General features: G+C 70.8%; 23 protein-coding genes and 1 pseudogene. 14 read left to right on the forward strand and 10 right to left on the reverse strand.

Annotated elements, in window-relative coordinates; all coding sequences use genetic code 11:
- Positions 1–208: 208 nt before the first annotated feature.
- Both ACFV9O_RS26065 and ACFV9O_RS26070 read right to left on the reverse strand, forming a co-directional pair.
- The gene (locus tag ACFV9O_RS26065; protein WP_385421699.1) at positions 209–769 is read right to left on the reverse strand and encodes a hypothetical protein; all 561 of its coding nucleotides are present in this window, start codon (positions 767–769) and stop codon (positions 209–211) included.
- Positions 770–974: 205 nt separating this feature from the next.
- Positions 975–1739, reverse strand: a complete 765-nt coding sequence (locus tag ACFV9O_RS26070; RefSeq protein ID WP_385421702.1) for a hypothetical protein — start codon at positions 1737–1739, stop codon at positions 975–977.
- A gap of 709 nt (positions 1740–2448) precedes the next feature.
- Between ACFV9O_RS26070 and ACFV9O_RS26075 the strand changes: the two genes are divergently transcribed.
- From ACFV9O_RS26075 to ACFV9O_RS26095, 5 genes are all read left to right on the forward strand, one after another.
- Positions 2449–3414, forward strand: coding sequence for an SCO0930 family lipoprotein (locus ACFV9O_RS26075; protein ID WP_385421705.1), 966 nt, complete (start codon positions 2449–2451; stop codon positions 3412–3414).
- A gap of 210 nt (positions 3415–3624) precedes the next feature.
- Positions 3625–4437, forward strand: a complete 813-nt coding sequence (locus ACFV9O_RS26080) for an SAM-dependent methyltransferase (protein WP_385421708.1) — start codon at positions 3625–3627, stop codon at positions 4435–4437.
- On the forward strand, positions 4437–6605 hold the full coding sequence (locus ACFV9O_RS26085) for a putative bifunctional diguanylate cyclase/phosphodiesterase (protein WP_385421711.1): 2169 nt from the start codon (positions 4437–4439) through the stop codon (positions 6603–6605). Before ACFV9O_RS26080 ends, ACFV9O_RS26085 begins: the two co-directional genes overlap by 1 nt.
- A gap of 573 nt (positions 6606–7178) precedes the next feature.
- Complete coding sequence (locus ACFV9O_RS26090; protein WP_385421713.1) at positions 7179–7379, forward strand: hypothetical protein; 201 nt, start codon at positions 7179–7181, stop codon at positions 7377–7379.
- 30 nt (positions 7380–7409) lie between these two features.
- The gene (locus ACFV9O_RS26095; protein WP_385421716.1) at positions 7410–8186 is read left to right on the forward strand and encodes a pirin family protein; all 777 of its coding nucleotides are present in this window, start codon (positions 7410–7412) and stop codon (positions 8184–8186) included.
- Between the two features lie 77 nt (positions 8187–8263).
- Here the strand turns inward: ACFV9O_RS26095 and ACFV9O_RS26100 are convergent, their stop codons facing one another.
- Positions 8264–9118 (reverse strand): hypothetical protein, encoded by an 855-nt coding sequence (locus ACFV9O_RS26100; protein ID WP_385421719.1) that lies wholly within the window; start codon positions 9116–9118, stop codon positions 8264–8266.
- Between the two features lie 258 nt (positions 9119–9376).
- On the opposite strand from ACFV9O_RS26100, the gene ACFV9O_RS26105 reads away from it, so the two are divergent.
- Positions 9377–9592, forward strand: a complete 216-nt coding sequence (locus ACFV9O_RS26105) for a hypothetical protein (RefSeq protein ID WP_385421721.1) — start codon at positions 9377–9379, stop codon at positions 9590–9592.
- Between the two features lie 113 nt (positions 9593–9705).
- Here the strand turns inward: ACFV9O_RS26105 and ACFV9O_RS26110 are convergent, their stop codons facing one another.
- Complete coding sequence (locus ACFV9O_RS26110) at positions 9706–10623, reverse strand: LysR family transcriptional regulator (protein WP_385421724.1); 918 nt, start codon at positions 10621–10623, stop codon at positions 9706–9708.
- Positions 10624–10716: 93 nt separating this feature from the next.
- Between ACFV9O_RS26110 and ACFV9O_RS26115 the strand changes: the two genes are divergently transcribed.
- Genes ACFV9O_RS26115 through ACFV9O_RS26125 form a run of 3 tightly spaced genes read left to right on the forward strand, consistent with a single transcriptional unit; the run spans position 10717 to position 14113 of the window.
- Positions 10717–11421 carry a succinate dehydrogenase gene (locus tag ACFV9O_RS26115; protein WP_385421727.1) on the forward strand — a complete coding sequence of 235 codons (705 nt, stop codon included), beginning with the start codon at positions 10717–10719 and terminating at the stop codon, positions 11419–11421.
- A gap of 2 nt (positions 11422–11423) precedes the next feature.
- The gene (locus ACFV9O_RS26120; protein WP_385421729.1) at positions 11424–13370 is read left to right on the forward strand and encodes a fumarate reductase/succinate dehydrogenase flavoprotein subunit; all 1947 of its coding nucleotides are present in this window, start codon (positions 11424–11426) and stop codon (positions 13368–13370) included.
- Positions 13367–14113 carry a succinate dehydrogenase/fumarate reductase iron-sulfur subunit gene (locus ACFV9O_RS26125; RefSeq protein WP_385421732.1) on the forward strand — a complete coding sequence of 249 codons (747 nt, stop codon included), beginning with the start codon at positions 13367–13369 and terminating at the stop codon, positions 14111–14113. The genes ACFV9O_RS26120 and ACFV9O_RS26125 overlap by 4 nt, the downstream gene beginning before the upstream one ends.
- 367 nt (positions 14114–14480) lie before the next feature.
- Here the strand turns inward: ACFV9O_RS26125 and ACFV9O_RS26130 are convergent.
- The 3 genes and pseudogenes from ACFV9O_RS26130 to ACFV9O_RS26140 form a co-directional block, all read right to left on the reverse strand.
- Positions 14481–14621: pseudogene (locus ACFV9O_RS26130) on the reverse strand (acyl-CoA dehydrogenase family protein); the annotation flags it as partial.
- A 24-nt stretch (positions 14622–14645) separates the two neighbouring features.
- Positions 14646–17000, reverse strand: coding sequence for an ATP-binding cassette domain-containing protein (locus ACFV9O_RS26135; protein WP_385421735.1), 2355 nt, complete (start codon positions 16998–17000; stop codon positions 14646–14648).
- Between the two features lie 10 nt (positions 17001–17010).
- Positions 17011–18033, reverse strand: coding sequence for an MsnO8 family LLM class oxidoreductase (locus ACFV9O_RS26140; protein ID WP_385421738.1), 1023 nt, complete (start codon positions 18031–18033; stop codon positions 17011–17013).
- 60 nt (positions 18034–18093) lie between these two features.
- On the opposite strand from ACFV9O_RS26140, the gene ACFV9O_RS26145 reads away from it, so the two are divergent.
- Positions 18094–18582, forward strand: a complete 489-nt coding sequence (locus ACFV9O_RS26145) for a hypothetical protein (protein WP_385421741.1) — start codon at positions 18094–18096, stop codon at positions 18580–18582.
- 49 nt (positions 18583–18631) lie between these two features.
- Here ACFV9O_RS26145 and ACFV9O_RS26150 read toward each other — a convergent pair whose 3' ends face one another.
- Complete coding sequence (locus ACFV9O_RS26150) at positions 18632–18844, reverse strand: dodecin (protein ID WP_385421862.1); 213 nt, start codon at positions 18842–18844, stop codon at positions 18632–18634.
- A 290-nt stretch (positions 18845–19134) separates the two neighbouring features.
- Between ACFV9O_RS26150 and ACFV9O_RS26155 the strand changes: the two genes are divergently transcribed.
- From ACFV9O_RS26155 to ACFV9O_RS26170, 4 genes are all read left to right on the forward strand, one after another.
- Entirely contained in the window at positions 19135–19347 is a 213-nt protein-coding gene (locus ACFV9O_RS26155; RefSeq protein ID WP_385421864.1) for a hypothetical protein, read from the forward strand.
- Positions 19348–19517: 170 nt separating this feature from the next.
- Positions 19518–20768, forward strand: a complete 1251-nt coding sequence (locus ACFV9O_RS26160; protein WP_385421744.1) for an extracellular solute-binding protein — start codon at positions 19518–19520, stop codon at positions 20766–20768.
- A 348-nt stretch (positions 20769–21116) separates the two neighbouring features.
- On the forward strand, positions 21117–21893 hold the full coding sequence (locus tag ACFV9O_RS26165) for a GNAT family N-acetyltransferase (RefSeq protein ID WP_385421747.1): 777 nt from the start codon (positions 21117–21119) through the stop codon (positions 21891–21893).
- Positions 21890–22891 carry a lysophospholipid acyltransferase family protein gene (locus ACFV9O_RS26170; RefSeq protein WP_385421749.1) on the forward strand — a complete coding sequence of 334 codons (1002 nt, stop codon included), beginning with the start codon at positions 21890–21892 and terminating at the stop codon, positions 22889–22891. The genes ACFV9O_RS26165 and ACFV9O_RS26170 overlap by 4 nt, the downstream gene beginning before the upstream one ends.
- Here the strand turns inward: ACFV9O_RS26170 and egtD are convergent.
- Both egtD and egtC read right to left on the reverse strand, forming a co-directional pair.
- The gene (gene egtD / locus ACFV9O_RS26175) at positions 22786–23748 is read right to left on the reverse strand and encodes an L-histidine N(alpha)-methyltransferase (RefSeq protein ID WP_385421752.1); all 963 of its coding nucleotides are present in this window, start codon (positions 23746–23748) and stop codon (positions 22786–22788) included. The genes ACFV9O_RS26170 and egtD overlap by 106 nt on opposite strands.
- Positions 23745–24500 (reverse strand): ergothioneine biosynthesis protein EgtC, encoded by a 756-nt coding sequence (egtC, locus tag ACFV9O_RS26180; protein WP_385421755.1) that lies wholly within the window; start codon positions 24498–24500, stop codon positions 23745–23747. Before egtC ends, egtD begins: the two co-directional genes overlap by 4 nt.
- Position 24501: the final 1 nt, after the last annotated feature.

Below are 24501 nucleotides of genomic sequence, written 5' to 3' on the forward strand. Positions count from 1 at the left end.
CCGCTGGCGATGGGTCCGTCTTCTCGGGCATCCCCCCCCAGCTTACTGAACATCCCTCCCCCCCGCCCCCCCCCTCTCCTCCCCCCCTCCCCGTCCCCCCCCCCCTGCTACTGGTCTCCTTCCCAACGGGCTTGTGCTGCTGTGTGGTTGTGGTTGTGGTTCTTCCGCGGAGTGCGGGATGAGGCGGGCGCGGCGGTGGCGGGGCCTGCTAGTGGAGCCGGTTGCCCAGGTGCCTGCGCACCACGTAGAAGACGCCGCCCGACGCGACCAGCACGAGCACCGCACCGGTAATGATCTCGCCGGCGTCCATCCTCTCGACGCTGCCGCCGAGGCCGCCCCTGACTCCCTGGGGGGAGGCGGCGGCGGCCGTGGCCGTCGAGCGGGTCGTGGCGGCGCTCGTGCCGCCGGCGATGGTCAGATCGCTCGTCCCCGACTGGCCTCGGCAGGTGAACGTCACCGAGTACACGGCACCACGTCTGGCGTCCGAGTCGACCGTCGCCGTGCCCGTGAGGCCCGGCGGGATGGTGACGGTGTCGAAGACGCCGGAGGAGGCCGTGGCCGAGGTGTTGCAGCCGGACACGGTCAGGGTGACCTGCCCGCCCGGGGCGACGGTCGAGGGTGAGACGGAGAACGAGAAGGGCTGCTTGCGTGGTGCCGCGGGGGCGCCGCCCGAGCCGTCGGCACCGGCTGCGGCTGTCGCCGCGGAAGTGGTGAGGGCGAGGGCGGCCGCTCCCAGCAGAGCGGCGGACGCGACGGGTATCGCGCGCATGATCAATCCTCCGGGTCCCCGAGGAGCAGCTGCGGAACGGGTTTCCACAAAGGCAGGGAATGCACCTCGATACCCGGAACGCTAGGAGCGCACTATCACACCCGCGATCTCAGACGGGCGAATGGGGCACGCAGGTCACCCGAGTGGCGGAACGACATGGGTATCGGCGCTACGCCACGCGGGTGCCTCGGACCCTCATGAGGCGTCATTCGTGGATCTGTGGGAAGAGGGCGATGAACGGATCGGCCGTGGCCGAAATGCCACGTCCGAACGGTGCGTCGAAATCCCAGATAAGAAAGAGCAGGAAGGCGATCAGTGCGCTGAACAGCCCTGCGAGAAGCAGTTCCCGGAAAGTCCGGCGAATCTGGAGCGTAAAGATCAGGCCAACTGTTACCGCGGCGCCCGTGATCAGTCCGAACCACACCACGCCGGGCATCGTCGCCTCGATGCTCTGGCCCCTCGAGCCTCTGGCATCGTCGGCCGCCGCGACCTGGTCCACCATCGGTTGGTAGGCCTGTCCCTCGTGGTCGGTCTTCGGCACGTAGTCCGTGACGTCGCGCCGCACCTGCGCGAGGAGTTCGTCGCCGCGTTCCGTGAGGGTGCCCTTCTCGGCCATGGCGCGCCACTCGTCGTTGACGACTTGGCTGACGTAGGCGTCGATGTCGTTCCGGATGCGGGTGCGCACCCCGGCCGGGTACACCTCGGCGCGGGCGTGCACCTCGTGCAGCGCCTGGGCCTCGTGGCGCACCGAGTCCTGGGCCGAGCTGCGCGCCTCCCAGACGCCCGCGATGGCCAGGCCCAGCACGATCGCGTACACCACCCCGATCATCATCGTCATGTACTCGATGACGCAGGGGGTCTCCGACGGGTCGTCGTCCTCGCCGATGCGGCGGTGGTTGATGACCGTGATCGTCAGGACGACCGCGCATGCGGCGGCCATCGCGATCGTCAGTACGACCCATTCCGACACAAATACCTCCGGAGGCTAGCGGGAGCGGGGACGAAGAAAGGCCGCGGCGAGCACCGCGGGCGCGGTGACAAGGAGCGTGAGGGACACGAGCGACGGGCCGCCCCGCGGTTCCTCGCGCTGTGGTCTGCGGTAGTGGGGCAGCGCGACCGGACTCGGCTGAGCGGACTTCGGCCGTACGGACGGCGAGGGCGGCGGAGGCGGGGGAGGTGGCGGGGGAGGCTCGGGCTCGACCCGCGGAGGCGGTGGTGGCGGAGGTGGAGGCGGAGGCGGTGGTGGCTCGGGTGGCGGTGGCGGGGCCGGCCGCTGCGGAGGAGTCGGCTTCGGGGCGGGCGACGGGCCGGCCGTGCAGTGGCCGCTGCCCGCGACCGCCACGGCCGAGGCCGAGCCGTCGCCGCCGACCGAGGCGTACGCGCAGTTGTCGGCAGCGGCGGGCACCGGGGCCGCCAGCAGCCAGGCGAGTGCGGCGGCTGACAAGAGCCGCCTGACGAGCGATCCGTACACGCCGGTGAGCATGATCCACAGGTGTGCCGGGCACGCCCGAACAGGTCCCGATTCCCCTGATGGTGGGGTTGTCGGCAGACCGGGTTTGCGGCTCCGAAAGATTTTTCCGGATCCCTTTGAACGCTCCGAGCCCTCCCGCCCGTACCTAGGGTCATCAACGGGGCGCACCCCAGGCGCCACAACAGGACCAGGCACAACGGGAGTTGACATGAATACCTGGCGTAACGCCTCGCTCGCGGTGACTGCAGCGGCCGTACTCGCGCTGACGACGGCGTGCGGTCAGGAGCAGGGCACGACAACACCCAATGGTCAGGCGGTCGGTGCGGCCAACCCCGCGCAGCAGCCGGCCGCCGACGGATACGGCGACGGGTACGGATCCGGCGCCGACGCCGCGACCGCCCCCAAGACGGCGGGACAGCTCGCTGTCGCGGACAGCAAGAAGCTCGGCAAGGTCCTCACCGACAGCGAGGGCTTCACCCTCTACCGCTTCGACAAGGACACCGCCAGCCCGCCGAAGTCGAATTGCGAAGGCGATTGCGCGAAGGCCTGGCCGGTCGTGGCGGCCGGCGACGTCACCGCCGCCCCCGGCACCGACGACTCGGTGATCGGTGAGGTCACCCGGGCCGACGGCAGCAAGCAGCTCACCATCGGCGGCTGGCCGATGTACCGGTACGCCAAGGACACCAAGCCCGGTGACGTCAACGGCCAGGGCGTGGGCGGCACATGGTTCGCCTCGGCCCCGGACGGCAAGAAGGCCGCCCCCGGCGGTGCCGGCGACGGCGCGGAAGAGGCCGGCGGCGAACCCGCCGACCTCGCGGGCCTCTCCGTCCGCAAGGACCCCAAGCTCGGCGACATCGTCGTGGACAAGAACGGCATGACGGTCTACCGCTTCAAGAAGGACTCGGCCTGGCCGATGAAGACCGCCTGCACCGGGGCCTGCCTGGAGAAGTGGCCGGTCGTCGCGCCGGTCGGCAAGAACGACACCGAGGGCATCCTCAAGAAGGGCTTCGTCACCTTCGACCGTCCCGACGGAATCCAGCAGCAGACCATCGACTGCTGGCCGATCTACACCTACTCCGGCGACTCCAAGCCCGGTGACACCAACGGCCAGGGCGTGGGCGGTACCTGGTACGCCGTATCGCCCCAGGGGAAGCTGGTCGGAGCGTCCAAGTAGTCCCCACGCAGCGCTTCCGGCCCGACGGCCCGCCGTTCACGCCCCCCGCGTGACGGCGGGCCGGCCGCACGTGCCGACGGCATGTGTGACCAAGAACGGACCGGTAATTTCCGTTTCTGCTCGCTCATTTGGCGGGCGATCAGTAGCCTCGGCTCGAACACCGGCCATTTGCATGGCCGTACGTCCCGTGGCGACTTGTTGGAGATATCAATGGAGCGTCCCGCCTGGGCCCCGCCGGGCATCGACATATCGGTGCCGAGCGTGTCCCGCATTTACGACTACTACCTGGGCGGCTCGCACAACTTCGAGGTCGACAGGGAAGCGGCGCGCAAGGCGATGGAGTTCGTCCCCGGCCTTCCCAAGATCATGCAGGCGAACCGGGCCGTGATGCGCCGCGTCGTGCGCCACGCGGTGAGCGAGGGCATCACCCAGTTCCTCGACATCGGCTCGGGCATTCCGACCTTCGGCAATGTCCACGAAGTGGCCCAGGAGGCCAGCCCGGGTGCGCGCGTCGTCTACGTCGACCACGACCCGGTCGCCGTCGCGCACAGCCAGGCGGTGCTGGAGGGCAACGAGAACGCCGGCATCGTCAGGGCCGACCTGCGCAAGCCGCACGAGATCCTCGACAGCCCGGAGGTCGCCGAACTCCTCGACCTGGACCGCCCCGTCGCCCTGCTGCTGGTCTCCGTCCTGCACTTCATCGAGGACGCCGACGAACCGCAGCGTGCCGTCGCCGAGCTGCGGGACGCCCTGGCGCCCGGCAGCCTCATTCTCGTCACGCACGCCTCGTACGACGGCGTCCCCGTCGCCGAGGAGCGGGTGGGCGGCGCGGTCGGCGTCTACAAGGACATCCGCAACCCGCTGATCATGCGCACCCGCGAAGAGATCGCGCGGTTCTTCGACGGCTTCGAGCTGGTCGAACCCGGACTGGTGCACATGGCGGAGTGGAGGCCCGAGACCCCGGCCGAGCAGGAGGACCCATACGCCTTCTCGGGCTTCGCAGGGGTGGGGCGCAAGGCGTGATGCCGCCGTCGCAGGCACCGGGGCCCTCGGCGGGCCCGGACGGCCTGGAGGACAGACTTCAGCGGTTCGCGACCATCTGGAGCCGGGCGATCTTCCCGGTGACGGCCACGTCGCTGACCAGAGCCGAGTTCGAACAGCATCTGCTGCCCCTGGCCAGGCAGTTGAGCGACGCGCTGCACGCGCGTCCCCTGGAGACCGCCGCCGCCCAGCGGGTCGGAGCCGCCCTCGTCGATGCGCACTGCACCGACCCGGACGCGCTCAGCCGTACCCTCGGCGTCGTCGATGCGTATCTGGTCCTCTACTGCGGAAACGCCCAGGAGTCCGCCGAGGACAGCCGCGCCCGCTGCGCCCGGCTGCAGCACGCGCTTGCGGCCGGGTACGCCCATGCGCTGCGCGAGCGCACCCTCACCGAACAGGAGGCCATCGCGCGGTCGGCGCTCGCGGCGCGCAGCGACGCCATGCAGGCCCTGCATACGACCGAGACCCGCTTCCGCGCGGTGTTCGAGGGCGCGGCGGTCGGCATCGGAATCGCCGATCTCGAGGGCAATGTACTGGAGGTCAACGACACCCTGACCCGGATGTTCGGGGGACTGGAACACCACGTCCGCGGACGCAAGGTCAGCGAGTGGGCCCACCCCGAGGACCGGCCGCAGGTCTGGGAGCTGTACGAGGAGCTCGTACGCGGCGACCGCGAGCACTTCCGGGTCGAGAAGCCGTTCTTCCGCAACGACGGCACGGTGCTGTGGACCAACCTCACCGTGTCGCTGCTGCGGGACGCCGACGGCAAGCCGCAGTACCAGCTGGCGCTGATGGAGGACACCACCGAGCGCCGGCTGCTCAACCTCCGGCTGCGGTACGAGGCCACGCACGACGCGCTCACCGGACTGCCCAACCGCACGCTCTTCTTCGAACGGCTGGAGAAGGCGCTGGCCGCAGGAGAAGGCGCCCGCTTCGGGCTCTGCTACCTCGATCTCGACGGTTTCAAGGCCATCAACGACAGCCTCGGGCACTCGGCGGGCGACCGGTTGCTCGTCGAGGTCGCCGACCGGCTGCAGAGCTGTGCCACCGCGCCCGGCGAGATGGTGGCCCGGCTCGGCGGCGACGAGTTCGTCGCGCTGACCACCGGCGCGGACACCGCGCGCGAGGTACGCGAACTCGCCGCCAGGATCCTCGCCGTACTGGCCACGCCCATCACGCTCGACGGCCGTGAGATCAGTGTCCGGGGCAGCATCGGGATCGTCGAGGGGGCGGCGGGGGAGCGGACGTCGGCGGAGGTGCTGCGCAGCGCCGACATCACCATGTACCGGGCCAAGGCGGCCGGCGGCAACCGCTTCGAGTTCGCCGACCCGGAGGCGGACGCCCGCGCGATCACCCGGCACGGGCTGACCACGGCGCTGCCCGCGGCGCTGGAGCGCGGTGAGTTCTTCATCGAGTACCAGCCGCTCGTGCACCTCGGCGACGGCAGTGTGTACGGGGCGGAGGCGCTGGTGCGCTGGTGCCATCCGCAGCACGGGGTGCTCGGGCCCGACCGGTTCATCCCGCTCGCCGAGCACACCGGCCTGATCGTGCCGCTGGGCCGCTGGGTGCTCCAGGAGGCCGTGAACCAGGCCCGGTTCTGGCACGATCAGGCCCCGGTCGGCGGGACCGCACGGCCCCTGCGGATCAACGTCAACCTGTCGCCGACGCAACTGCACCATCCCGGACTGGTCGCCGACACGGTGGACGTCCTGGAGCGCTCGGGCCTGGAGCCGGGGGCGCTGTGCCTGGAGGTTACCGAGTCCGCGCTGATCGGCGCGGACGAGGACCTCCTCAAGCCGCTGCGGCAACTCGCCGAGATGGGTGTCGACATAGCACTCGACGACTTCGGCACCGGCTACTCGAATCTGGCCAATCTGCGGCGGCTCCCGGTGAGCGTCCTCAAGCTCGACCGCTCGTTCACCCAGGGCATGCAGCGGCATCCGGCGGACCCCGTGGACATCAAGATCGTCGAGGGCATCGTCTCCCTGGCGCACAGCCTCGAACTCGCGGTGACGGTGGAGGGCGTCGAGACAGGCGCGCAGGCCGAGCAACTGCGCCAACTGGGCTGCGACACCGCCCAGGGCTGGTATTACGCCCGCCCCGGCCCGCCGGACCGCCTCCACTCCCTGTCCTTGGCGGACGCGGTGTAGTCCTCCGTCCTGCGCCCGGGCCGGGGCGGGCTCCCGGCCCCGGGCCGGGGGGTGCGCCCGGGCTCCGCCCGGGCGGGGACTCGGGGCCCGCTGGCCGAGGACGACGAGGACGGCGCCGCCGTGCCGGCCTCGCTCAAGGGGGGCCTGGGCGTGGGGCCCGGAATCCCTGCCCACGGAGAACACCGAGGTGCGCGAAAGCCCGCCAACTCGGTTCCGTCCTCGGAACGGGTGTCCTGGTCGCCCTCCTCAATGCCCCGCCGACCTGCTTCGCCACCCGCGCAGCATGCGTCCACCCCGGCGCGCCGTCATCGCCATGGCGTTCATCGGCGCCCTGACCGCCCTCGGCATGCCCCCGGCGTCAACAGCAACCGCTGACAGCCTCGGCACTGCCGGTCACGCCCGCGTGCATGACGCCCCAGGCGCCTTCGTGGCCCGGCCCACGCGCTCGGCCTCGCGGGAACGCGCCCCTGTTTCACCCCGGGCACCCTTCCGGCCGACGCGTCCGCACGGCTGCCGGGTCCGGCTGGCGAGGCGCCGAGGGCTCACTTAGCGTATATCCGATGAGCCGGCGGCATGGGAGGAACGGTGGAGGATCTCAAGTACAGGATGATCATGGCCTTGGCCGCGGCGGACATCGGGGAGCCTCTCTGCGAGCAAGTGGCCGGGATCTGCGCCGAGATCGCCGACCAGCACTGCGCTCAGCTCCATGTCCGGTCCTCCGTCGACCACGTTCCCGAGATCCCCGTTCCGGGCCTTTCGAGGGCCAAGCTGTGACCACTCATTTCCTACTGACGGGAGCCGGCGTTGACTTCAGCCGTACAGCCGACCGTCGATGTGCGGCGCGATCGGGAACGTTTTAGAACGAACCTGTCCTGGCTCGATTCCAAACATTCCTTCTCCTTTTCCCGTCACTTCGACCCGCAAAATACCCATCATGGTCTCCTGCTGGTCAGCAACGACGACATCGTCACGGCAGGGACCGGTTTCGAGACCCATCCCCATCAGGACATGGAAATCGTCACATGGGTGTTGCAGGGGTCTTTGGTGCACCAGGACTCCACCGGTCATTCCGGATTGATTTACCCCGGTCTGGCTCAGAGGATGAGTGCGGGAACGGGAATTCTGCACTCGGAGAAGAACGACTCGTGGCGCCTGGAGGGCGGGAGCACCCATACCGACCCGGTGCACTTCGTGCAGATGTGGGTCGTCCCGGACGAGGCCGGGATCCGCCCGGGATACGAGCAGTTGGAGATCGACGACGAGCTCCTGCGGGGTGGTCTGACCACGGTCGCCTCCGGCATGGACAAGCACGCCGGCACCACCGCCATCCGCATCAGGAACAAGTACGCCGCACTGCATGCGGCGCGGCTCTCGGCGGGCGGCTCGGTCGTGCTGCCCGAGGCCCCGTTCCTCCATCTGTACGTGCCAAGAGGCAATGTCCTCCTGGAGGGCACAGGAGAGCTCCAGGAGGGTGACGCGGTGCGCTTCACTGCGACCGGCGGCCAGCGCATCACGGCCGAGCAGCCTGCGGGCGCGGAGATCCTCGTGTGGGAGATGCACGCCACCGTCCGAGGCTGGTAGCGGCGCACAGGCCACTCGGCAGGCGGCCGGAGGGCGGAGGTGGGGTCTTCGCCCGCACCGGCCGACGCCCCACCTCGTCATTCGGGCGCGGTGGCTCCTGCGGCAGTGGCACCCTTCCAGCGAGCACTCTGGAAACGTACGCTGGCCCAGGCCGCGATCAATCCGATCGCAACTCCGGACGGAAGCGCGGCAGCGACGGGAGCTCCGACGCCGTAGACCAGGACGCCTGCGTCCGCGCCGATGATGACGCTGGTGATGACGCCGATGCTGCCGGCAACGCTGAGCATCCGCTGAAACGGCCGCAGACGCGGTGTAAGCATGACCACGGCCTGTTCCGATCCCGCGACCTCGCGGAGAGCCTCAGCCAGCTCCGGTACCAGCTCCGTGTAGATCGCGCGCAGTTGCGTGATGCGAAGGCAGAAATGCCAATCGTCAATCGAGATTTCCACGCATCGGACGAAGGTCACGATGCCCAGGAAGGCCAAGGATGAAAGCACCACCATCTGAAAGATAGTGGTACCGGCACTGCGCCCCGCATGGCCGTAGAAACCGAGGGCGATAAGGGCGGCAGACACCGCCCCAAGAAAGATGCTGGCGCGGCCGTTGGCCTCACCGATTGTGCCGGCACGCGCAGTCTGGAGATTGTAGTGCTCGGTGGTCAACAGAGTGATCCAAGCTGAAGCCGCCCCGCCGGCGGCGGGGAGTCGCAAAGCATCCCCGTTGGGGGGCTGTGCGCATGGCGGCGTGGGATTGGATTCAGTCATCGACGAGCAACCTAACATCGCTGCGCGCAGATACGCCCCACTATCCGGTTTGGATGTGTCATCGAATCGGGCCTTGAAGTACACGATGACTGGGTGAAGGCGTGAAGGCTCGTAAGGCGGCAGTTGCTCCATCCACCCGACGTGGACGAGTGCCGGCATCTCGTGCACGAGAGGGATTCTGCGCCGCTCCCGGCGGGCACACCGAGGAACGCCGGCGCAGGGCGTCAACCACAGGCCGGTGTGGGACATGGTCCGTTCCCTGGGCAGGAGCGAACTGCCGCTCCCGCCGGAGCGACCGCTGCAGCAGCTCGCCCGCGACGATCTGGGCGCACTGGTTGCCGCAGTGGTCGCAGACCGCCCGGGACATCTGGGCAGGAGGATCGAAGTCGCGTCCGACGATCCCACGCCTCTTCAGATGGCCACGACTTGGCGCAGTTGTTCGGCCGCCCCGTCCAGGCCGTGGAGGTCCCCCTGTCTCTCGTCCGGGAAAGCAGTGCGGACATGGGCGCGATGTGGAGCTACCTTCACGGGCCCGGTTACCGAGTCGACATCCCGGCGCTGCACCGTTGCTACCCGGACATTCCATGGACCACGTTCGCCGACTGGGCCGGCACCGTGGGCAGGCAGTTGTCGCCGGAGTGACGGCTGGTTCGGGCTTGATCAATGACGACCGCCGCCAGGGCGAGGAACGGGTGGGCACTGACCAGGCACCGGCCCCTCCGACGACGGTGGGCCCTGCGGGGCCGCATGGCCGGTCACGCGTCCGGGCCGGGCCGGGCAGGCCCAGGCGTGCGTGTGCGCAGCAGCAGCCGCTGCAGCTCCCGTGCCGCACGCGGCGGCGCCACATCGCTGCGGTGGGCCAGCGCAATGGTCCGCCGCAGCCCCGGCGGGGCCAGCGCCGTCACCCGCAGGTCGCGCCCCGACCGCGCCGCCACCATCTGCGGCACCACCGCCACGCCCAGCCCCGCCCGCACGAACCCGAGCACCGCGTCCATCTCGCCTCCCTCCACCGTGAACGAGGGCTCGAAGCCCTCGGCCCGGCACGCCGCCACCGTCAGCTCCCGCAGGTCGTACCCGTGCCGGAACATCACCAGCGGCACCCCATGCAGATCCGCGATCCGGGCGGCCCGCCGCGGCACCGGCGCCTCCGCAGCCGCCGAGGACACCACCACCAGGTCCTCCTGCAGCAGCTCCACCGTGGTCAGCGCCGGCGACGGCGTCGGCAGCGGCAGCACCACCAGCGCCAGGTCCAGTGCGCCGCGCGCCAGCTCTCGTACGAGATCGTGCGAGCCGCCCTCCTCGATCAGCAGCTCGATCCCCGGGTGCAGATCGTGGAACGCGCGCAGGACGTCCGGCAGCAGCCCGGTGCACACGCTCGGCGTCGCCCCGAGCCTGATCCGCCCGCGCCGCAGCTGGGCCAGCTCCTGCACCTCGTGCCGGGCGGTGTCCGCGTCGGCGAGGATCCGCCGAGCCAGCGGCAGCAGCGCCTCGCCCGCGTCCGTGAGCGCGATGTTGCCCCTCGCCCGGCTGAACAGCTCCGCCCCGAGCTCCTTCTCCAGGGCCCTGACCTGCTGCGACAGCGACGGCTGGGACACGTGCACCCGCTCCGCGGCCCGCGTGAAGTGCCGGGTCTCGGCGACGGCCACGAAGTACTGGAGCTGCTGGAACTGCATGGCACCACGATAGCCCTCGATAGGAAGTGCCTATCGAGTTCAGCCGGGCCATGTCTTGGACCTCTTGGCACCCGCGGCCGTAGCGTCTGGTCCATGGCTCTGGCAACGCGGACGGACCGACGACCGTCCATCACCCGCACAATCTGGGGATCGACCGTCGGGAAGAAGACGGTCATGGCCGTGAGCGGCCTGATCATGCTCGGCTATCTGGTCCTCCACATGCTGGGCAACCTCAAGATCTTCTTCGGATCCGACGACTTCAACGGCTACGCCCACTGGCTGCGCACCATCGGCGAGCCCTTCCTGCACTACGAGTGGGCGCTCTGGATCGTCCGCGTGGTGCTGCTCGCGGCCGTCGTGCTGCACGGCGTGTCGGCGTACCAGCTGAGCAGGCGCGACATCAGGGCACGCCCCAGCAAGTACGTCCACAAGCGGCCCCGCGCGAGCTACGCCACCCGCACCATGCGCTGGGGCGGGATCATCCTGGGCCTGTTCATCGTCTGGCACCTGCTGGACCTGACCACGCTCACCGTCAACGAGAACGCGCAGCACGGGCGGCCGTACGAGAACGTCCTCGCGACCTTCTCCACCTGGTACGGCAACACCATCTACATCACGGCGATGCTCGCCGTCGGCCTGCACGTCCGGCACGGCTTCTGGAGCGCCGCCCAGACCCTCGGCGTGGGCAACGCGACCCGCGACCGCCTTCTCAAGTCCGCCGCCAACGTCCTTGCCCTGGTACTGACGGTGGGCTTCATCTCGGTACCCGTCGCCGTCATGACCGGAGTCGTGAGCTGACAATGAACTACCTGAACTACGAGACCGGCGAGCCGATCGCCGACACCAAGGCACCCACCGGGCCTGTCGCCGAACGCTGGGACCGCCGCCGCTTCGAGGCCAAGCTGGTCAACCCCGCCAACCGCCGCAAGCACACGGTCATCGTCGTGGGCACCGGCCTCGCGGGCGGCTCGGCCGGCGCGACGCTCGCCGAACAGGGCTACCACGTCGTCCAGTTCTGCTACCAGGACTCCCCGCGCCGCGCCCACTCCATCGCCGCCCAGGGCGGCATCAACGCGGCCAAGAACTACCGCAACGACGGCGACTCCATCCACCGCCTCTTCTACGACACCGTCAAGGGCGGCGACTTCCGCGCCCGCGAGTCCAACGTCCACCGCCTCGCCCAGATCTCCGTCGAGATCATCGACCAGTGCGTCGCCCAAGGCGTGCCCTTCGCCCGCGAGTACGGTGGCCTCCTCGACACCCGCTCCTTCGGCGGCGTCCAGGTCTCGCGCACCTTCTACGCACGCGGCCAGACGGGCCAGCAGCTGCTCCTCGGCGCCTACCAGGCGCTCTCCCGGCAGATCGCCGCCGGCAACGTCGAGATGCATCCGCGCACGGAGATGCTCGACCTGATCGTCGTCGGCGGACGGGCCCGCGGGATCGTCGCCCGCGACCTGATCACCGGGAAGATCGACACGTACTTCGCGGACGCCGTGGTCCTGGCCACCGGCGGCTACGGCAACGTCTTCTACCTGTCGACGAACGCCATGAACTCCAACGCCACCGCCGTCTGGCGGGCCCACAGGCGCGGCGCGTACTTCGCCAACCCCTGCTTCACCCAGATCCACCCCACCTGCATCCCGCGCACCGGTGACCACCAGTCCAAGCTGACACTGATGAGCGAGTCGCTCCGCAACGACGGGCGCATCTGGGTGCCGAAGGCGCAGGGCGACACCCGGCCGGCCAACGAGATCCCCGAGGACGAGCGCGACTACTACCTGGAGCGCATCTACCCCTCCTTCGGCAACCTCGTCCCGCGCGACATCGCCTCGCGCGCGGCGAAGAACGTCTGCGACGAGGGCCGCGGCGTCGGCCCCGGCGGCCAGGGCGTCTACCTCGACTTCGCCGACGCCATCCGGCGCATGGGCCGGGCGAAGGTCGAGGAGAAGTACGGCAACCTCTTCGACATGTACGAGCGGATCACCGCGGAGAACCCGTACGAGGTGCCGATGCGGATCTATCCCGCCGTGCACTACACGATGGGCGGCCTCTGGGTCGACTACGACCTCCAGACCACGGTCCCGGGGCTCTTCGCCATCGGGGAGGCCAACTTCTCCGACCACGGCGCCAACCGCCTGGGCGCCTCGGCGCTGATGCAGGGCCTCGCCGACGGCTACTTCGTCCTGCCGTCGACGATCAACGACTACCTCGCCCGCAACCCGAACACGGACACCGTCGACGCGGCGCACCCCGCCGTCGCCGAGGTGCTCGCGGAGACCGAGGACCGTATCGGCCTCCTCCTCGCCGTCGACGGCGACCGCACGCCCGACTCGTTCCACCGTGAACTGGGCGAGCTGATGTGGGAGTTCTGCGGAATGGCGCGCACGGAGGAGGGCCTTCTCAAGGCGCTCGACCGGATCCCGCAGATCCGCGACGAGTTCTGGCGCCGGATCAAGGTCCCCGGCACCGGCGAGGAGTTCAACCAGTCGCTCGAGAAGGCCAACCGGATCGTCGACTACCTGGAGCTCGCCGAGCTGATGTGCCTCGACGCGCTCAACCGCAGTGAGTCGTGCGGGGGCCACTTCCGCGAGGAGTCCCAGACGCCCGACGGCGAGGCGGCACGGAAGGACGAGGAATTCTCGTACGCGGCCGCCTGGGAGTTCACCGGAACCGGCGACGCCCCCGTCCTGCACAAGGAAGACCTCGTCTTCGAGTACGTCCACCCCACCCAGCGGAGCTACGCATGAAGCTCAACCTTCGCGTCTGGCGTCAGAAGAACGCCGACGCCCCCGGCGCCATGGCCACCTACGAGGTGGACGGCATCACCCCGGACATGTCCTTCCTGGAGATGCTCGACACCCTCAACGAGGAACTCATCCTGCGCGGCGAGGAACCCGTCGCCTTCGACCACGACTGCCGCGAGGGCATCTGCGGCGCCTGCTCGCTCGTCATCAACGGCGACGCCCACGGCCCCGAGCGCACCACCACCTGCCAGCTCCACATGCGGTCCTTCGCGGACGGCGACACCATCGACGTCGAGCCGTGGCGCGCCTCGGCCTTCCCGGTGGTGAAGGACCTGGTGGTCGACCGGTCGGCCTTCGACCGGATCATCCAGGCGGGCGGCTACATCTCCGTGCCGACGGGCTCCGCCCCCGAGGCGCACGCCACCCCGGTCCCCAAGGCCGACGCCGACTCCGCCTTCGAGCACGCCGAGTGCATCGGCTGCGGCGCCTGCGTCGCGGCCTGCCCCAACGGCTCGGCGATGCTCTTCACCTCGGCGAAGATCAACCACCTCAACGTGCTGCCGCAGGGCGCACCCGAGCGTGAGACGCGCGTGCTCGACATGGTCGCCGCCATGGACGAGGAGGGCTTCGGCGGCTGCACACTGACTGGTGCATGCGCGACGGCCTGCCCGAAGGGCATCCCGCTGCCGTCGATCGCGGCGATGAACAAGGAATGGCTGCGGGCGACGCGGAAGGCCGGGCGGTAGCTTCGCGCCCGGCCCGCCCGGAGCCGCTCTAGAGGGCCGGAGCCGCCCGAGAGGGCCGGAGGTCAGATCTCGGGGAACACGGGCGGCACGCCGAGTGCCGGCCGCCCCCCAGATCGCCGGCCGCCGTCTCCAGGTCGACCTTCGGGTCGCCCAGCAGCGCACACACCTCGGCGATTCCGGATCCCATCAGTCCGCAGCCCACGACACCGACCCGCTCGATGCGGGGCTGCTCGTCCGCGGCCATCGGCTCGCCTCCCGGATATCGGTTCAGCGGATCGGGTCGTCCGGTCCGGTCCCGGCGGCCCCGGGACCGCGGACCGGACGACCCGACGCTCTCAGGCCCCGGCAGCCGCAGCACACCCGTGCCGCGCTTGACCAGCTCACCCGCGATGATCAGGCGCTGGATCTCGGAGGTGCCTTCCCAGATGCGGTCGACGCGCAGTTCGCGGTAGAGGCGTTCGACGGGGTGGGAGCGGTCGTAGCCGCGCCCGCCGAAGATCTGCACACTGATGGTCTGACCAGGCCGGCCTCTCTAGCGGGCGGCCCTCCGTCCCAGCGACCTGGCGAGGTACGGCGCCGTGCGGCTCGCCGCTGCCCGCGCCACCTCCGTCGGAGGACCCTCGGCCACGATCGTGCCGCCCTCGTCCCCGCCGCCCGGGCCCAGGTCGATCACCCAGTCCGCGCCCGCGACCACGTCCATGTCGTGCTCGACGACGACCACCGAGTGCCCCGAGTCGACCAGACCGTGCAGCTGCCGCATCAGCACCTCCACATCGGCCGGATGGAGCCCGGTCGTCGGCTCGTCCAGCACGTACAGCGTGTGGCCGCGGCGCAGCCGCTGAAGCTCGGCGGCGAGCTTGATGCGCTGCGCCTCGCCGCCGGACAGCTCGGTCGCCGGCTGGCCGAGCCGCAGATAGCCGAGGCCGACGTCGAGCAGCGCCCGCAGGCTCCGCAGCGCCGCCGGTGTGTCCCCGAAGACCTCGGCCGCGGCCTCCACGGTCAGATCCAGCACCTCGGCGATGCTCCGGCCGCCGCGGCGGACTTCGAGGGTCTCCGGGTTGTAGCGGGCGCCGTGGCAGTCCGGGCAGGGTGCGTACGTACTGGGCAGGAAGAGCAGCTCGACGGAGACGAACCCCTCGCCCTGGCAGGTCTCGCAGCGGCCGCCCGCCACGTTGAAGGAGAAGCGCCCCGCCTTGTAGCCGCGTGTCCGCGCCTCGTCGGTGGCGGTGAAGAGCTTGCGCACGACATCGAACAGCCCTGTGTACGTCGCCAGATTGGAGCGCGGTGTGCGTCCGATCGGGCGCTGATCGACGGTCACCAGTCGCTCCACGCCGGGGAGTTCCTCGGTGATCGACCCCACGAAGGTCGATTTGCCGGACCCCGACACGCCGGTGACCGCCGTGAACACCCCGAGCGGCAGCCGGGTGGTCAGGCCCCGCAGATTGTGCCGGGTGACCGGACCCAGCGTGAGCTGCCCCGACGGCGCGCGCGTCTCCCGCGCGGGTGCCGCAGCCACGTCGAAGAGGAAGCGGCGGGTCGCCGACTCGGCCACATCGGCGAGCCGCTCCGGCGGCCCGCTGTGCAGCACCTGCCCGCCGTGCTCGCCCGCCCGCGGCCCCACGTCGACGATCCAGTCCGCGTGCCGCACCACGTCCAGATGGTGCTCCACGGCGAAGACCGTGTTGCCGCCCGCCTTCAGCCGGTCCAGGACGACCAGCAGCGCCTCCGTGTCGGCGGGGTGCAGCCCCGCGGACGGCTCGTCGAGCACGTACACGACCCCGAAGAGACCGGACCGCAGCTGGGTCGCCAGGCGCAGTCGCTGCAGCTCACCGCTGGAGAGCGTCGGCGTGGCGCGGTCCGGGCTCAGATAGCCGAGGCCCAGTTCGGTCACCGTGCCGATACGGGCCAGCAGGTCCTCGGTCAGCACCCGGGCCGTCTCGTCGTCGCGGCGGTCCGTGCGCAGCACCTCGGCGAGCCCGGTCAGCGGCAGCGCCGCCAGCTCGGCGATCGTCCGCCCCGCGAACGTCACCGCGAGCGCCTCGGGCCGCAGTCTGCTGCCCCCGCACACCGGGCACGGCGCGCTGGTCAGAAAGCGCTCGGCCTTCGCGCGCAGCGTGTGGCTCTTCGACTCGGCGAACGTGTGCAGGACATAGCGCCGGGCGCTCATGTACGTGCCCTGGTACGGGCGCTGGATACGGCCCGCCTCACGGACCGGGTGGACCGTCACCACCGGCTGCTCGTCCGTGAACAGGATCCAGTCGCGGTCCTTCTGCGCGAGCTCCCGCCACGGCCGGTCCACGTCGTACCCGAGCGCGTCCAGCACGTCCCGCAGGTTCTTGCCCTGCCAGGCGCCCGGCCAGGCCGCGATCGCTCCCTCCCGGATCGACAGCGAGGGGTCGGGGACCAGCAGCTCCTCGCTGGTGCGGTGGATCCGCCCGAGGCCGTGACACTCGGGGCACGCCCCCGCGGCCGTGTTCGGCGAGAACGCGTCGGAGTCCAGCCGCTCGGCCCCCTCCGGATAGTCCCCGGCGCGCGAGAACAGCATCCGCAGCGAGTTCGACAGCGTCGTCACCGTGCCGACGGACGACCGTGACGTGGGGGAGGAGCGGCGCTGCTCCAGGGACACGGCCGGCGGCAGCCCGGTGATCTCGCCGACCTTCGGCGCCCCCACCTGGTGGATCAGCCGGCGCGCGTACGGTGCGACCGACTCCAAGTAGCGGCGCTGGGCCTCGGCATAGATCGTGCCGAAGGCGAGCGAGGACTTGCCCGACCCCGAGACACCGGTGAAGACGGTCAGCGCGTCGCGCGGGATGTCGACGTCGACGTTCCTGAGGTTGTGCTCGCGGGCGGCGCGGACGCGGACGTAAGGGTCGTGGGGGCCTTGCATACCGCGGATTCTAGGCAGCGGCCGGGACGTCCGCGCTGGTCAGCCCCGCGAGCCGGGCGAGGCGGCGGAACGAGTCGACCAGCCCGGCACGGTCGTACGTGCTCGTCGTCACCAGCACCTCGTCCGCACCGCTCTCCTTGATCACCGTCTCCAGCGCGTCCGCGACCTGCTCCTCCGTGCCGTGGATGTGGCCGCGCAGCCCGGACTCGTAGAACTCCCGCTCCTTCGCGGTCATCGTCCGCGCCTCGATCCGCCCGGCCGGTGCCAGTGGCGGGAACGTGCCGTGCGTACGGGAGTACGCCATCGCCCATGCCTCCGGGACCAGCAGCCGCCGGGCCTCCTCCTCGCCGTCGGCGACCGCGACCGTGCCCGCAACGACGACGTACGGCTCCGCTGCCCACGGCGAGGGCCGGAACGCGTCGCGGTAGCCCTCGACGGACCGCAGCAGCCGCTCCCGGCCCCTGAGGTCCCCGATCACCAGCGGCAGCCCGGCCGCGGCTGCGATCCCCGCGCCCTTGCCGGTCGCCAGCACGAACGGGGGCACCCGCAGCCCCTCGGCGGGCCGGGCGTGCACCTGCGGATGCGTCCCCTCGAACCAGCGCAGCAGCTCGGCCAGCTGCCCCGCGAAGTCCTCGGCGTCGTCCTTGTCACGCCCCAGCGCCCTGCGGACCCCGTCGGTGAAGCCGACCGAGCGGCCGAGCCCCATGTCGATCCGCCCCGGGAAGAGGGACTCCAGCACGCCGAACTGCTCGGCGACGACCAGCGGTTGGTGATTGGGCAGCATCACTCCGCCCGTGCCCACCCGGATCGTGGAGGTCGCGGCGGCCACAGCGGCCGCCAGCACCGTCGGCGCCGAGCCCGCCACCCCGGGCACCCCGTGATGCTCGGAGACCCAGAAGCGGTGGAATCCCAGCGCCTCCGCCTGCCGCGCCAGCCGCACGGTGTCGCGCAGCGCCTGCGGGCCGTCGTGCCCCTCGCGGGTGCGGGAGCGGTCCAGTACGGAGAACCGGGTCGAAGCGATCACTGAGCTCATACACGTTTCAACGGACCGGAGCCGCGAGGATTCCCGGCGCGTCCGCTTACCCTGGGGCGCGTGCATCAGAGCAGCAGGCCGCTGGCCATCTTCGACCTTGACGGGACCGTCGCCGAGACCGGCCACCGCCAGCACTACCTGGAGCGGAAGCCGCGCGACTGGGACGGCTTCTTCGCCGCCGCACCCCACGACACCCCGCTCGCCGACGGCGTACGGATGGCGGCCGAGGCGGCGGAGGAGTGCGAGGTCATGTACCTGACCGGCCGGCCCGAGCGCTGTCGCGTGGCGACCGTGAAGTGGCTCGAGCAGCACGGACTGCCGAGCGGGCGCATCTGGATGCGCCGCAACGACGACCGCCGGCCCGCACGGACCACGAAACTGGAGATCCTGCGGCGCCTGAGCGGCTCCCGCGAGATCCGGATGCTCGTGGACGACGACGAACTCGTCTGCGATGCCGCCGAACGGGCGGGCTTCCGTGTCGTACGCGCCCGCTGGGCCAGTACGTCCCGGGCGATGAAGGACGCCCAGGGGCGCGAAGGCCGCACCTGACCCGTCCGTGCTGCCCATACGGCCGAACGGGTGAACTCGGGGTCCTGGCCTACGCGTCCTCCAGCCGGAAACCGACCTTCAGGCCGACCTGGTAGTGCTCGATCTCGCCGTCCAGGATGTTGCCGCGGATCTGCGTCACCTCGAACCAGTCGAGGCCCCTCAGGGTCTGCTTGGCGCGGGCGATGCCGTTGCGCAGGGCCTGGTCGATCCCCTCGTGCGAGGTTCCGACGATCTCGGTGACCCGATAGGTGTGGTGGGACATGGGGCCGCACTCCTCGTCGCTGTGGCGGTGGTTTCCCTCCACCGTGCCCCACCACGCCGAGACGCGCGAGGCGTCGGGAACCGGGCTCCCGCCTTCGTCACGGCCGCCCACGATCAGCCGCGAGACGATGCGGTAGCGGTCGCCCCGGTACAGCAGATGGGCGTACTCCGCCGGCCTGCCCCCCCGCGTCCGAGGTGACGCGGTCGAACAGAGTGCGGGCGAGAGCATGGGCACGGCGAGCAGCCTCGCCTCGTCCTCGCCGAGCACCGTATGTCGATCGACTGCGTCGCATGAGCCGGTCGTATGCCGAGCCGATCGCGCAGATGGGCGTTGAAACCGGACTCCATGTGCTCCGGCGTCAGCCCGGGGACGAGCTCCGCCGGACCGTGCAGATGCTGCACGTGAAGGACCAGGTGCTGACCCCGGCGCAGGTCTCGGCCACGGTGGCGGCCTACCGGTCGGTCGGCACGGCCTTCGGGGACACGGTTCCCGCCGGCCGGTGACGAGGCACGACGAGGCGGGCGGACGCGGCCGGGCGTCCGTCCGCTCCCGTACAACCCGGGGTTGACCATCCGATTGGTACATACCAAAATCCACCCAACGCCCGTGCGAACACCGTTCGATCCCCCCACGTCGGGTCAACCGTCCGTGCCTCACGCAAAGGGTGACCTACGTGAAGAGACAGCTCCTGGCCTGCGCCACAGCCATCGTGTCCGCCGCAGCACTGGCGGGCTGCGGAATGCTGCCCGGGGGTGGCCCCGGTGGCCGGACCGTCACGGTCTGGCTGATGCAGGACAGCGTCTCCGACGAGTTCCTGGAGCGCTTCGTCACGGAGTACGAGGACTCGCACCCCGATGTCGACCTGGAGGTGACCTTCCAGGAGTGGACCGGCATCGGCGCGAAGGTGACCGCAGCGCTGGAGAGCGACGAGGCACCGGACGTCATCGAGGTCGGCAACACCCAGGTCGCCCAGTACGCCGAGAGCGACGCGCTGCTCGACCTCACCCTGGAGTCCCTCCGTGACCTGGGGAGCGAGGACTGGCTGCCGGGCCTCGCCGACCCGGGCAGCATCAACGGGACGCAGTACGGCATTCCCTGGTACGCGGCCAACCGCGTCGTCATCTACAACAAGGACCTCTTCGCACAGGCGGGCATCGAGGAGCCGGCGAAGACGCGTGAGCAGTGGCTGAAGGACACCGAGAAGCTCAACAGCGGCGGGAACCAGGGCATTTACCTGTCCGGCCAGGACTGGTACACCCTCGCGGGGTTCATCTGGGAGGACGGCGGTGAGATCGCCATCGACGAGGGCGGTGCCTGGTCGGGAGCCCTGCACACACCCGCGGCGATCAAGGGCATGGAGTTCTACAAGAAGCTCCAGGCACTCGGGGAAGGGCCCGAGAACGCGGACGAGCAGACACCGCCGCAGGCCGGCGTCTTCGCCAAGGGGGACGTCGCCCAGATCATCGCGCCGCCGTCCGCCGCGAAGGTCATCGAGGAGGCGAACCCCGGCCTCAAGGGCAAGCTCGGGTACTTCCCGATCCCGGGCAGGAGCGCGGCGAGACCCGGCGCCGTCTTCATCGGCGGCTCCGATCTGATCATCCCGGAGAAGTCCCGTGAGCGCGGCGCCGCCATCGAGGTCGTCAAGGCCCTCGCCGGTGAACGCTGGCAGAAGGAGCTCGCGCGGACCATGAGCTACGTGCCGAACAAGACGAGCCTCGCGTCGGTCATCGAGGGCGACGAGGCCACCGCGGCGATGGCCGCCGGCGCGGCCCGGGGGCGGGCCACGCCCAATTCGCCGCAGTGGGCGGCCGTCGAGGCCGACAACCCGATCAAGCCGTACATGACCGCCGTCCTCCAGGGCAAGGACCCCGAGCGGGCGGCGAAGACCGCCTCGGACCGCATCACGGTGACGCTCGCCGACTGAGCAGGACAAGGGCCGTCCAGCACTCCGAAGTATCCGAAATCCCTCATTTCCCCGCGAAATTACCCGCGGGCTTCCCGCGGACTTGCCCGTGGACTCACCTGCGGGCTTCCCCGGGAACGTCGCCGTGATCTTCCCCGCAACGCCGGTCCGCCGCCTCGCGCGGACCGGCGTCGCGCTGCCCTACCGTGCCGGATCACCGCAAGGCGGCCGGAGTCGCCCGGCATTCAGATGGCGCACATCCGCGCTCCGCACCCCCGTCATGTCGAATCCAGCCGGTCACGGAATTAGTTAGGGGCCGGGCCGCCGCAGGTGCGGTCCCGTGCTTCCGTCCGGCAGAGGAGAGCCGCCATGCCCGCATCACCCGCCGTTGCCCCCGCACCACTCGTGTCCGCCGAGCCACGGTACGTGGTGTCCATCGCCCGCGACCAGGACGACGTCCGCGCCGCCCAGCGGCTGAGGCACCAGGTGTTCGCAGGAGAGATGGGTGCCCGGCTCGAGGGACCCGAGCCCGGCCTCGACATCGACGCCTTCGACGCGTACTGCGACCACATTCTCGTACGGCACGAGGAAACCGGCGAGGTCGTCGGCACGTACCGCGTGCTTCCCCCCGACCGGGCGAGGATCGCCGGGCGGCTCTACTCCGAGACCGAGTTCGACCTCGCCCGGCTCGAGCCCATCCGCGACGACCTCGTCGAGGTCGGCCGTTCCTGCGTCCACCCCGCCCACCGCAACGGCGCCGTGATCGCCCTGATCTGGGCCGGCCTCGCCCGCTACATGACCCGCACCGGCCACACCTGGCTGGCCGGCTGCTGCTCCATCCCGCTCGCCGACGGGGGCACCCTCGCGGCCGCCACGTGGGACACGGTCAAGGCCAAGCACCTCGCCCCGGAGGAGTACTGGGTCACCCCGCACAAGCTCTGGAGCGCCGACGGCATCGCCCGCCCCGAGGGGCGCACCGAACTCCCCCCGCTGCTGCGCGGTTACCTCCGCCTCGGTGCCTGGGTGTGCGGCGCGCCCGCCCACGACCCCGACTTCGGCGTCGCCGACCTCTACGTACTGCTGTCGCTGCGCCGCACCAACCCCCGCTACCTCCGCCACTTCCTCTCCCTGGCCCCGGTGAAATGAGCGTCTGGCTCCCCGTCGCGCCCTGCACCCCGGCCGACTGTGCCGCCCCTCAGTGGCCCACGGTCGGCCGCCTCACGGCGATCACCCGCCTCGTCGCGGGCATTCTGGCGGTGCTCGCCGGTGTCCTGCTCTCCCCGTCGGCGATCCTCCTCGGCCCTGCGGGGCGGGCCCGCCTGGTCGGCCTGTGGTGCCGCACGGTGATACGTGCCTTCGGCGTGCGGATCCGGATCGTGGGCCCCGAGCCGGGGGCCGCTCAGGTGCCGGGTCCCCGGCGCGCACCGGACGGCGGGCCCGTGGAGGGCCCCGCGGTCACGCCGCAGGCCGGGACGCTCGTCGTCCCGAACCACATCTCCTGGCTGGACATCCCGCTCGTCGCCGGCGTCCTGCCCGGGCGGATGCTCGCCAAGAAGGAGGTCCGGCAGTGGCCCGTGCTCGGGCCGCTCGCCCGCTTCGGCGGAACGCTGTTCGTGGACCGGGACCGGCTGCGGGCGCTGCCCGGGGTCGTCGCGACCATGGCGGACGCGCTCAGGGCCGGGGCGAGGGTCATCGTGTTCCCCGAGGGTTCGACGTGGTGCGGCCGCGAGAGGGGACGCTTCCGCAACGCCGCGTTCCAGGCGGCGATCGACGCGGGCGCGGCCGTACAGCCCGTACGGATCACCTACCGGCCCGTCGGAGCCGCCGCGTTCGTGGGCGAGGACCCGCTCGCCGCGTCGCTGTGGCGGGTCGCGTCGGCCGGCGGGCTCACCGCGGAGATCAGGATCCTTCCCCCGATCCCCGCGGGCCGCCACACCGACCGCCGCTCACTCGCCCGCGCCGCACACACCGCGATGGCCGACGACGCGGACGCGGTGACCGGTCACATCTTTCACACCGGTCACGTCGTTCACCCGGCTCAGACCGCCGTCGACAGCGACAGGGCGAACCTGCCCGCCTCATCGGTCCACCACTCCGACATCTTCAGCCCCGCCTCGGCCAGTTCGGCCCGCACCCCTTCCTGACGGAACTTCGCCGAGACCTCCGTACGGATCTCCTCACCCGCCTCGAAGGGCACCACCAGATCCAGCTCCCGGATCTTCACCGTCACCGCGTCCCGCGCCCGCAGACGCATCTCGATCCACTCCTCCTCCGCGTTCCACAGCGCCACATGGGCGAAGTCGGCCGGCGGGAAGTCGGCGCCCAGCTCCCTGTTGATGACGGCCAGCACGTTCCGGTTGAACTCGGCGGTGACACCGGCCGCGTCGTCGTACGCCGCGACCAGCACCGCCTCCTCCTTCACCAGATCGGTACCGAGCAACAGCGCGTCACCGGGCGACAGCATCGCGCGGACGGCGCGCAGGAACACCTCCCGCTCGCCGGGCAGCACATTGCCGATCGTGCCGCCGAGGAAGGCGACCAGCCGCGGCCCGGGGGTCTCCGGCAGGGTCAGGCTCCGCGTGAAGTCGGCGACCATGGCGTGGACATGGAGGTCCGGCCGCTGGGCGAGCAGCGCGTCGGCCGCCCCCACGAGCGCGCTCTCGCTGACGTCCACCGGGACGTAGCTGTGGAGCTCGGTGAGCGCGTCGAGCAGATGGCGGGTCTTCTCGGACGAGCCGGAGCCCAGCTCCACCAGGGTGCGGGCGCCGGACTCGGCCGCGATCCCGGCCGACCGGGCCACGAGGATCTCGCGTTCCGCTCGGGTCGGGTAGTACTCGGGCAGCCGGGTGATCTCCTCGAAGAGCTCACTGCCACGGGCGTCGTAGAACCACTTGGGCGGCAGCTCCTTGGGCGTACGGGTCAGCCCGCGCAGCACGTCGGCGCGCAGCGCGGCGGCCATGGCATCGTCGGGCAGGGTGCGGGTCAGCTGGAACGGGCTCACGCGGTCGGCTCCTTGAGCGGGGTCAGTAGGACATCGGTGCGGCTCGCCGCGAGCAGCGTGCGGTCGGGCACCTCGCGCCAGTGGGGGTCGTCGTCGTACGGCTCCGATGCCACGACCGTGCGGCGGCCGGGCTCGGCGAGATACCAGAGCGAGTCGCCCCAGGCCGTCGCCGTGATCGTCGTGCCGTCGGTGAGCAGCAGATTGAGCCGGGACTGCGGGGCCGCGGCGGCGACGTCGAGCACCGTGTCGGCGAGCGCCTGGCCAGGTTCGTCACCGCTGCGCAGCCGGTGCAGCACGAGCGCCCACACCAGCGCCGAGTCCGAGCGCGCCTCCAGCGACAGCAGTTCGGCGGCCGGCAGTTCGGCGGCGAGCGGGGCGACTGAGTCCGGCCAGCCCCTGACGGCTCCGTTGTGGCTGAACAGCCAGGGCCCGGCGGCGAAGGGTGCCGCCGCGGCCTCACCGTCCGCGCCTGCCTCCGTCGCGTCCCGGACGGCCGCGAGCAGCGCCTCGGTGCGCACCACCCGGGCCAGGTCGGCGAAGGACCGGTCGCCCCAGACCGGCCCGGCCCGGCGGTAGCGGGCCGGGACCGGGTCGCCCTCGGCGTACCACCCGACCCCGAAACCGTCGGCGTTGACCGTCCCGTACCGCTGTCTGCGCGGCGCCCAGGACTGCCGCAGCAGCGCGTGCGCCGGCCGTACGAGCAGCTCGCCCAGCGCCGTCGGCCGGCCCAGGAACGCGATGTGGCGGCACATG

The organism is Streptomyces sp. NPDC059909 (assembly GCF_042730885.1).
Taxonomy (GTDB): Bacteria; Actinomycetota; Actinomycetes; order Streptomycetales; family Streptomycetaceae; genus Streptomyces.

Coding starts and splice junctions, on each gene's coding strand:
- ACFV9O_RS26125 (WP_385421732.1), top strand. CDS start 13,367: ATGAAGCTCAACCTTCGCGTCTGGCGTCAGAAGAACGCCGACGCCCCC.
- ACFV9O_RS26090 (WP_385421713.1), top strand. CDS start 7,179: ATGGGAGGAACGGTGGAGGATCTCAAGTACAGGATGATCATGGCCTTG.
- ACFV9O_RS26165 (WP_385421747.1), top strand. CDS start 21,117: ATGCCCGCATCACCCGCCGTTGCCCCCGCACCACTCGTGTCCGCCGAG.
- egtC (WP_385421755.1), bottom strand. CDS start 24,500: ATGTGCCGCCACATCGCGTTCCTGGGCCGGCCGACGGCGCTGGGCGAG.
- ACFV9O_RS26170 (WP_385421749.1), top strand. CDS start 21,890: ATGAGCGTCTGGCTCCCCGTCGCGCCCTGCACCCCGGCCGACTGTGCC.
- ACFV9O_RS26085 (WP_385421711.1), top strand. CDS start 4,437: ATGCCGCCGTCGCAGGCACCGGGGCCCTCGGCGGGCCCGGACGGCCTG.
- ACFV9O_RS26120 (WP_385421729.1), top strand. CDS start 11,424: ATGAACTACCTGAACTACGAGACCGGCGAGCCGATCGCCGACACCAAG.
- ACFV9O_RS26065 (WP_385421699.1), bottom strand. CDS start 769: ATGCGCGCGATACCCGTCGCGTCCGCCGCTCTGCTGGGAGCGGCCGCC.
- ACFV9O_RS26080 (WP_385421708.1), top strand. CDS start 3,625: ATGGAGCGTCCCGCCTGGGCCCCGCCGGGCATCGACATATCGGTGCCG.
- ACFV9O_RS26150 (WP_385421862.1), bottom strand. CDS start 18,844: ATGTCCCACCACACCTATCGGGTCACCGAGATCGTCGGAACCTCGCAC.
- ACFV9O_RS26110 (WP_385421724.1), bottom strand. CDS start 10,623: ATGCAGTTCCAGCAGCTCCAGTACTTCGTGGCCGTCGCCGAGACCCGG.
- ACFV9O_RS26075 (WP_385421705.1), top strand. CDS start 2,449: ATGAATACCTGGCGTAACGCCTCGCTCGCGGTGACTGCAGCGGCCGTA.
- ACFV9O_RS26135 (WP_385421735.1), bottom strand. CDS start 17,000: ATGCAAGGCCCCCACGACCCTTACGTCCGCGTCCGCGCCGCCCGCGAG.
- ACFV9O_RS26155 (WP_385421864.1), top strand. CDS start 19,135: ATGAGCCGGTCGTATGCCGAGCCGATCGCGCAGATGGGCGTTGAAACC.
- ACFV9O_RS26140 (WP_385421738.1), bottom strand. CDS start 18,033: ATGAGCTCAGTGATCGCTTCGACCCGGTTCTCCGTACTGGACCGCTCC.
- ACFV9O_RS26115 (WP_385421727.1), top strand. CDS start 10,717: ATGGCTCTGGCAACGCGGACGGACCGACGACCGTCCATCACCCGCACA.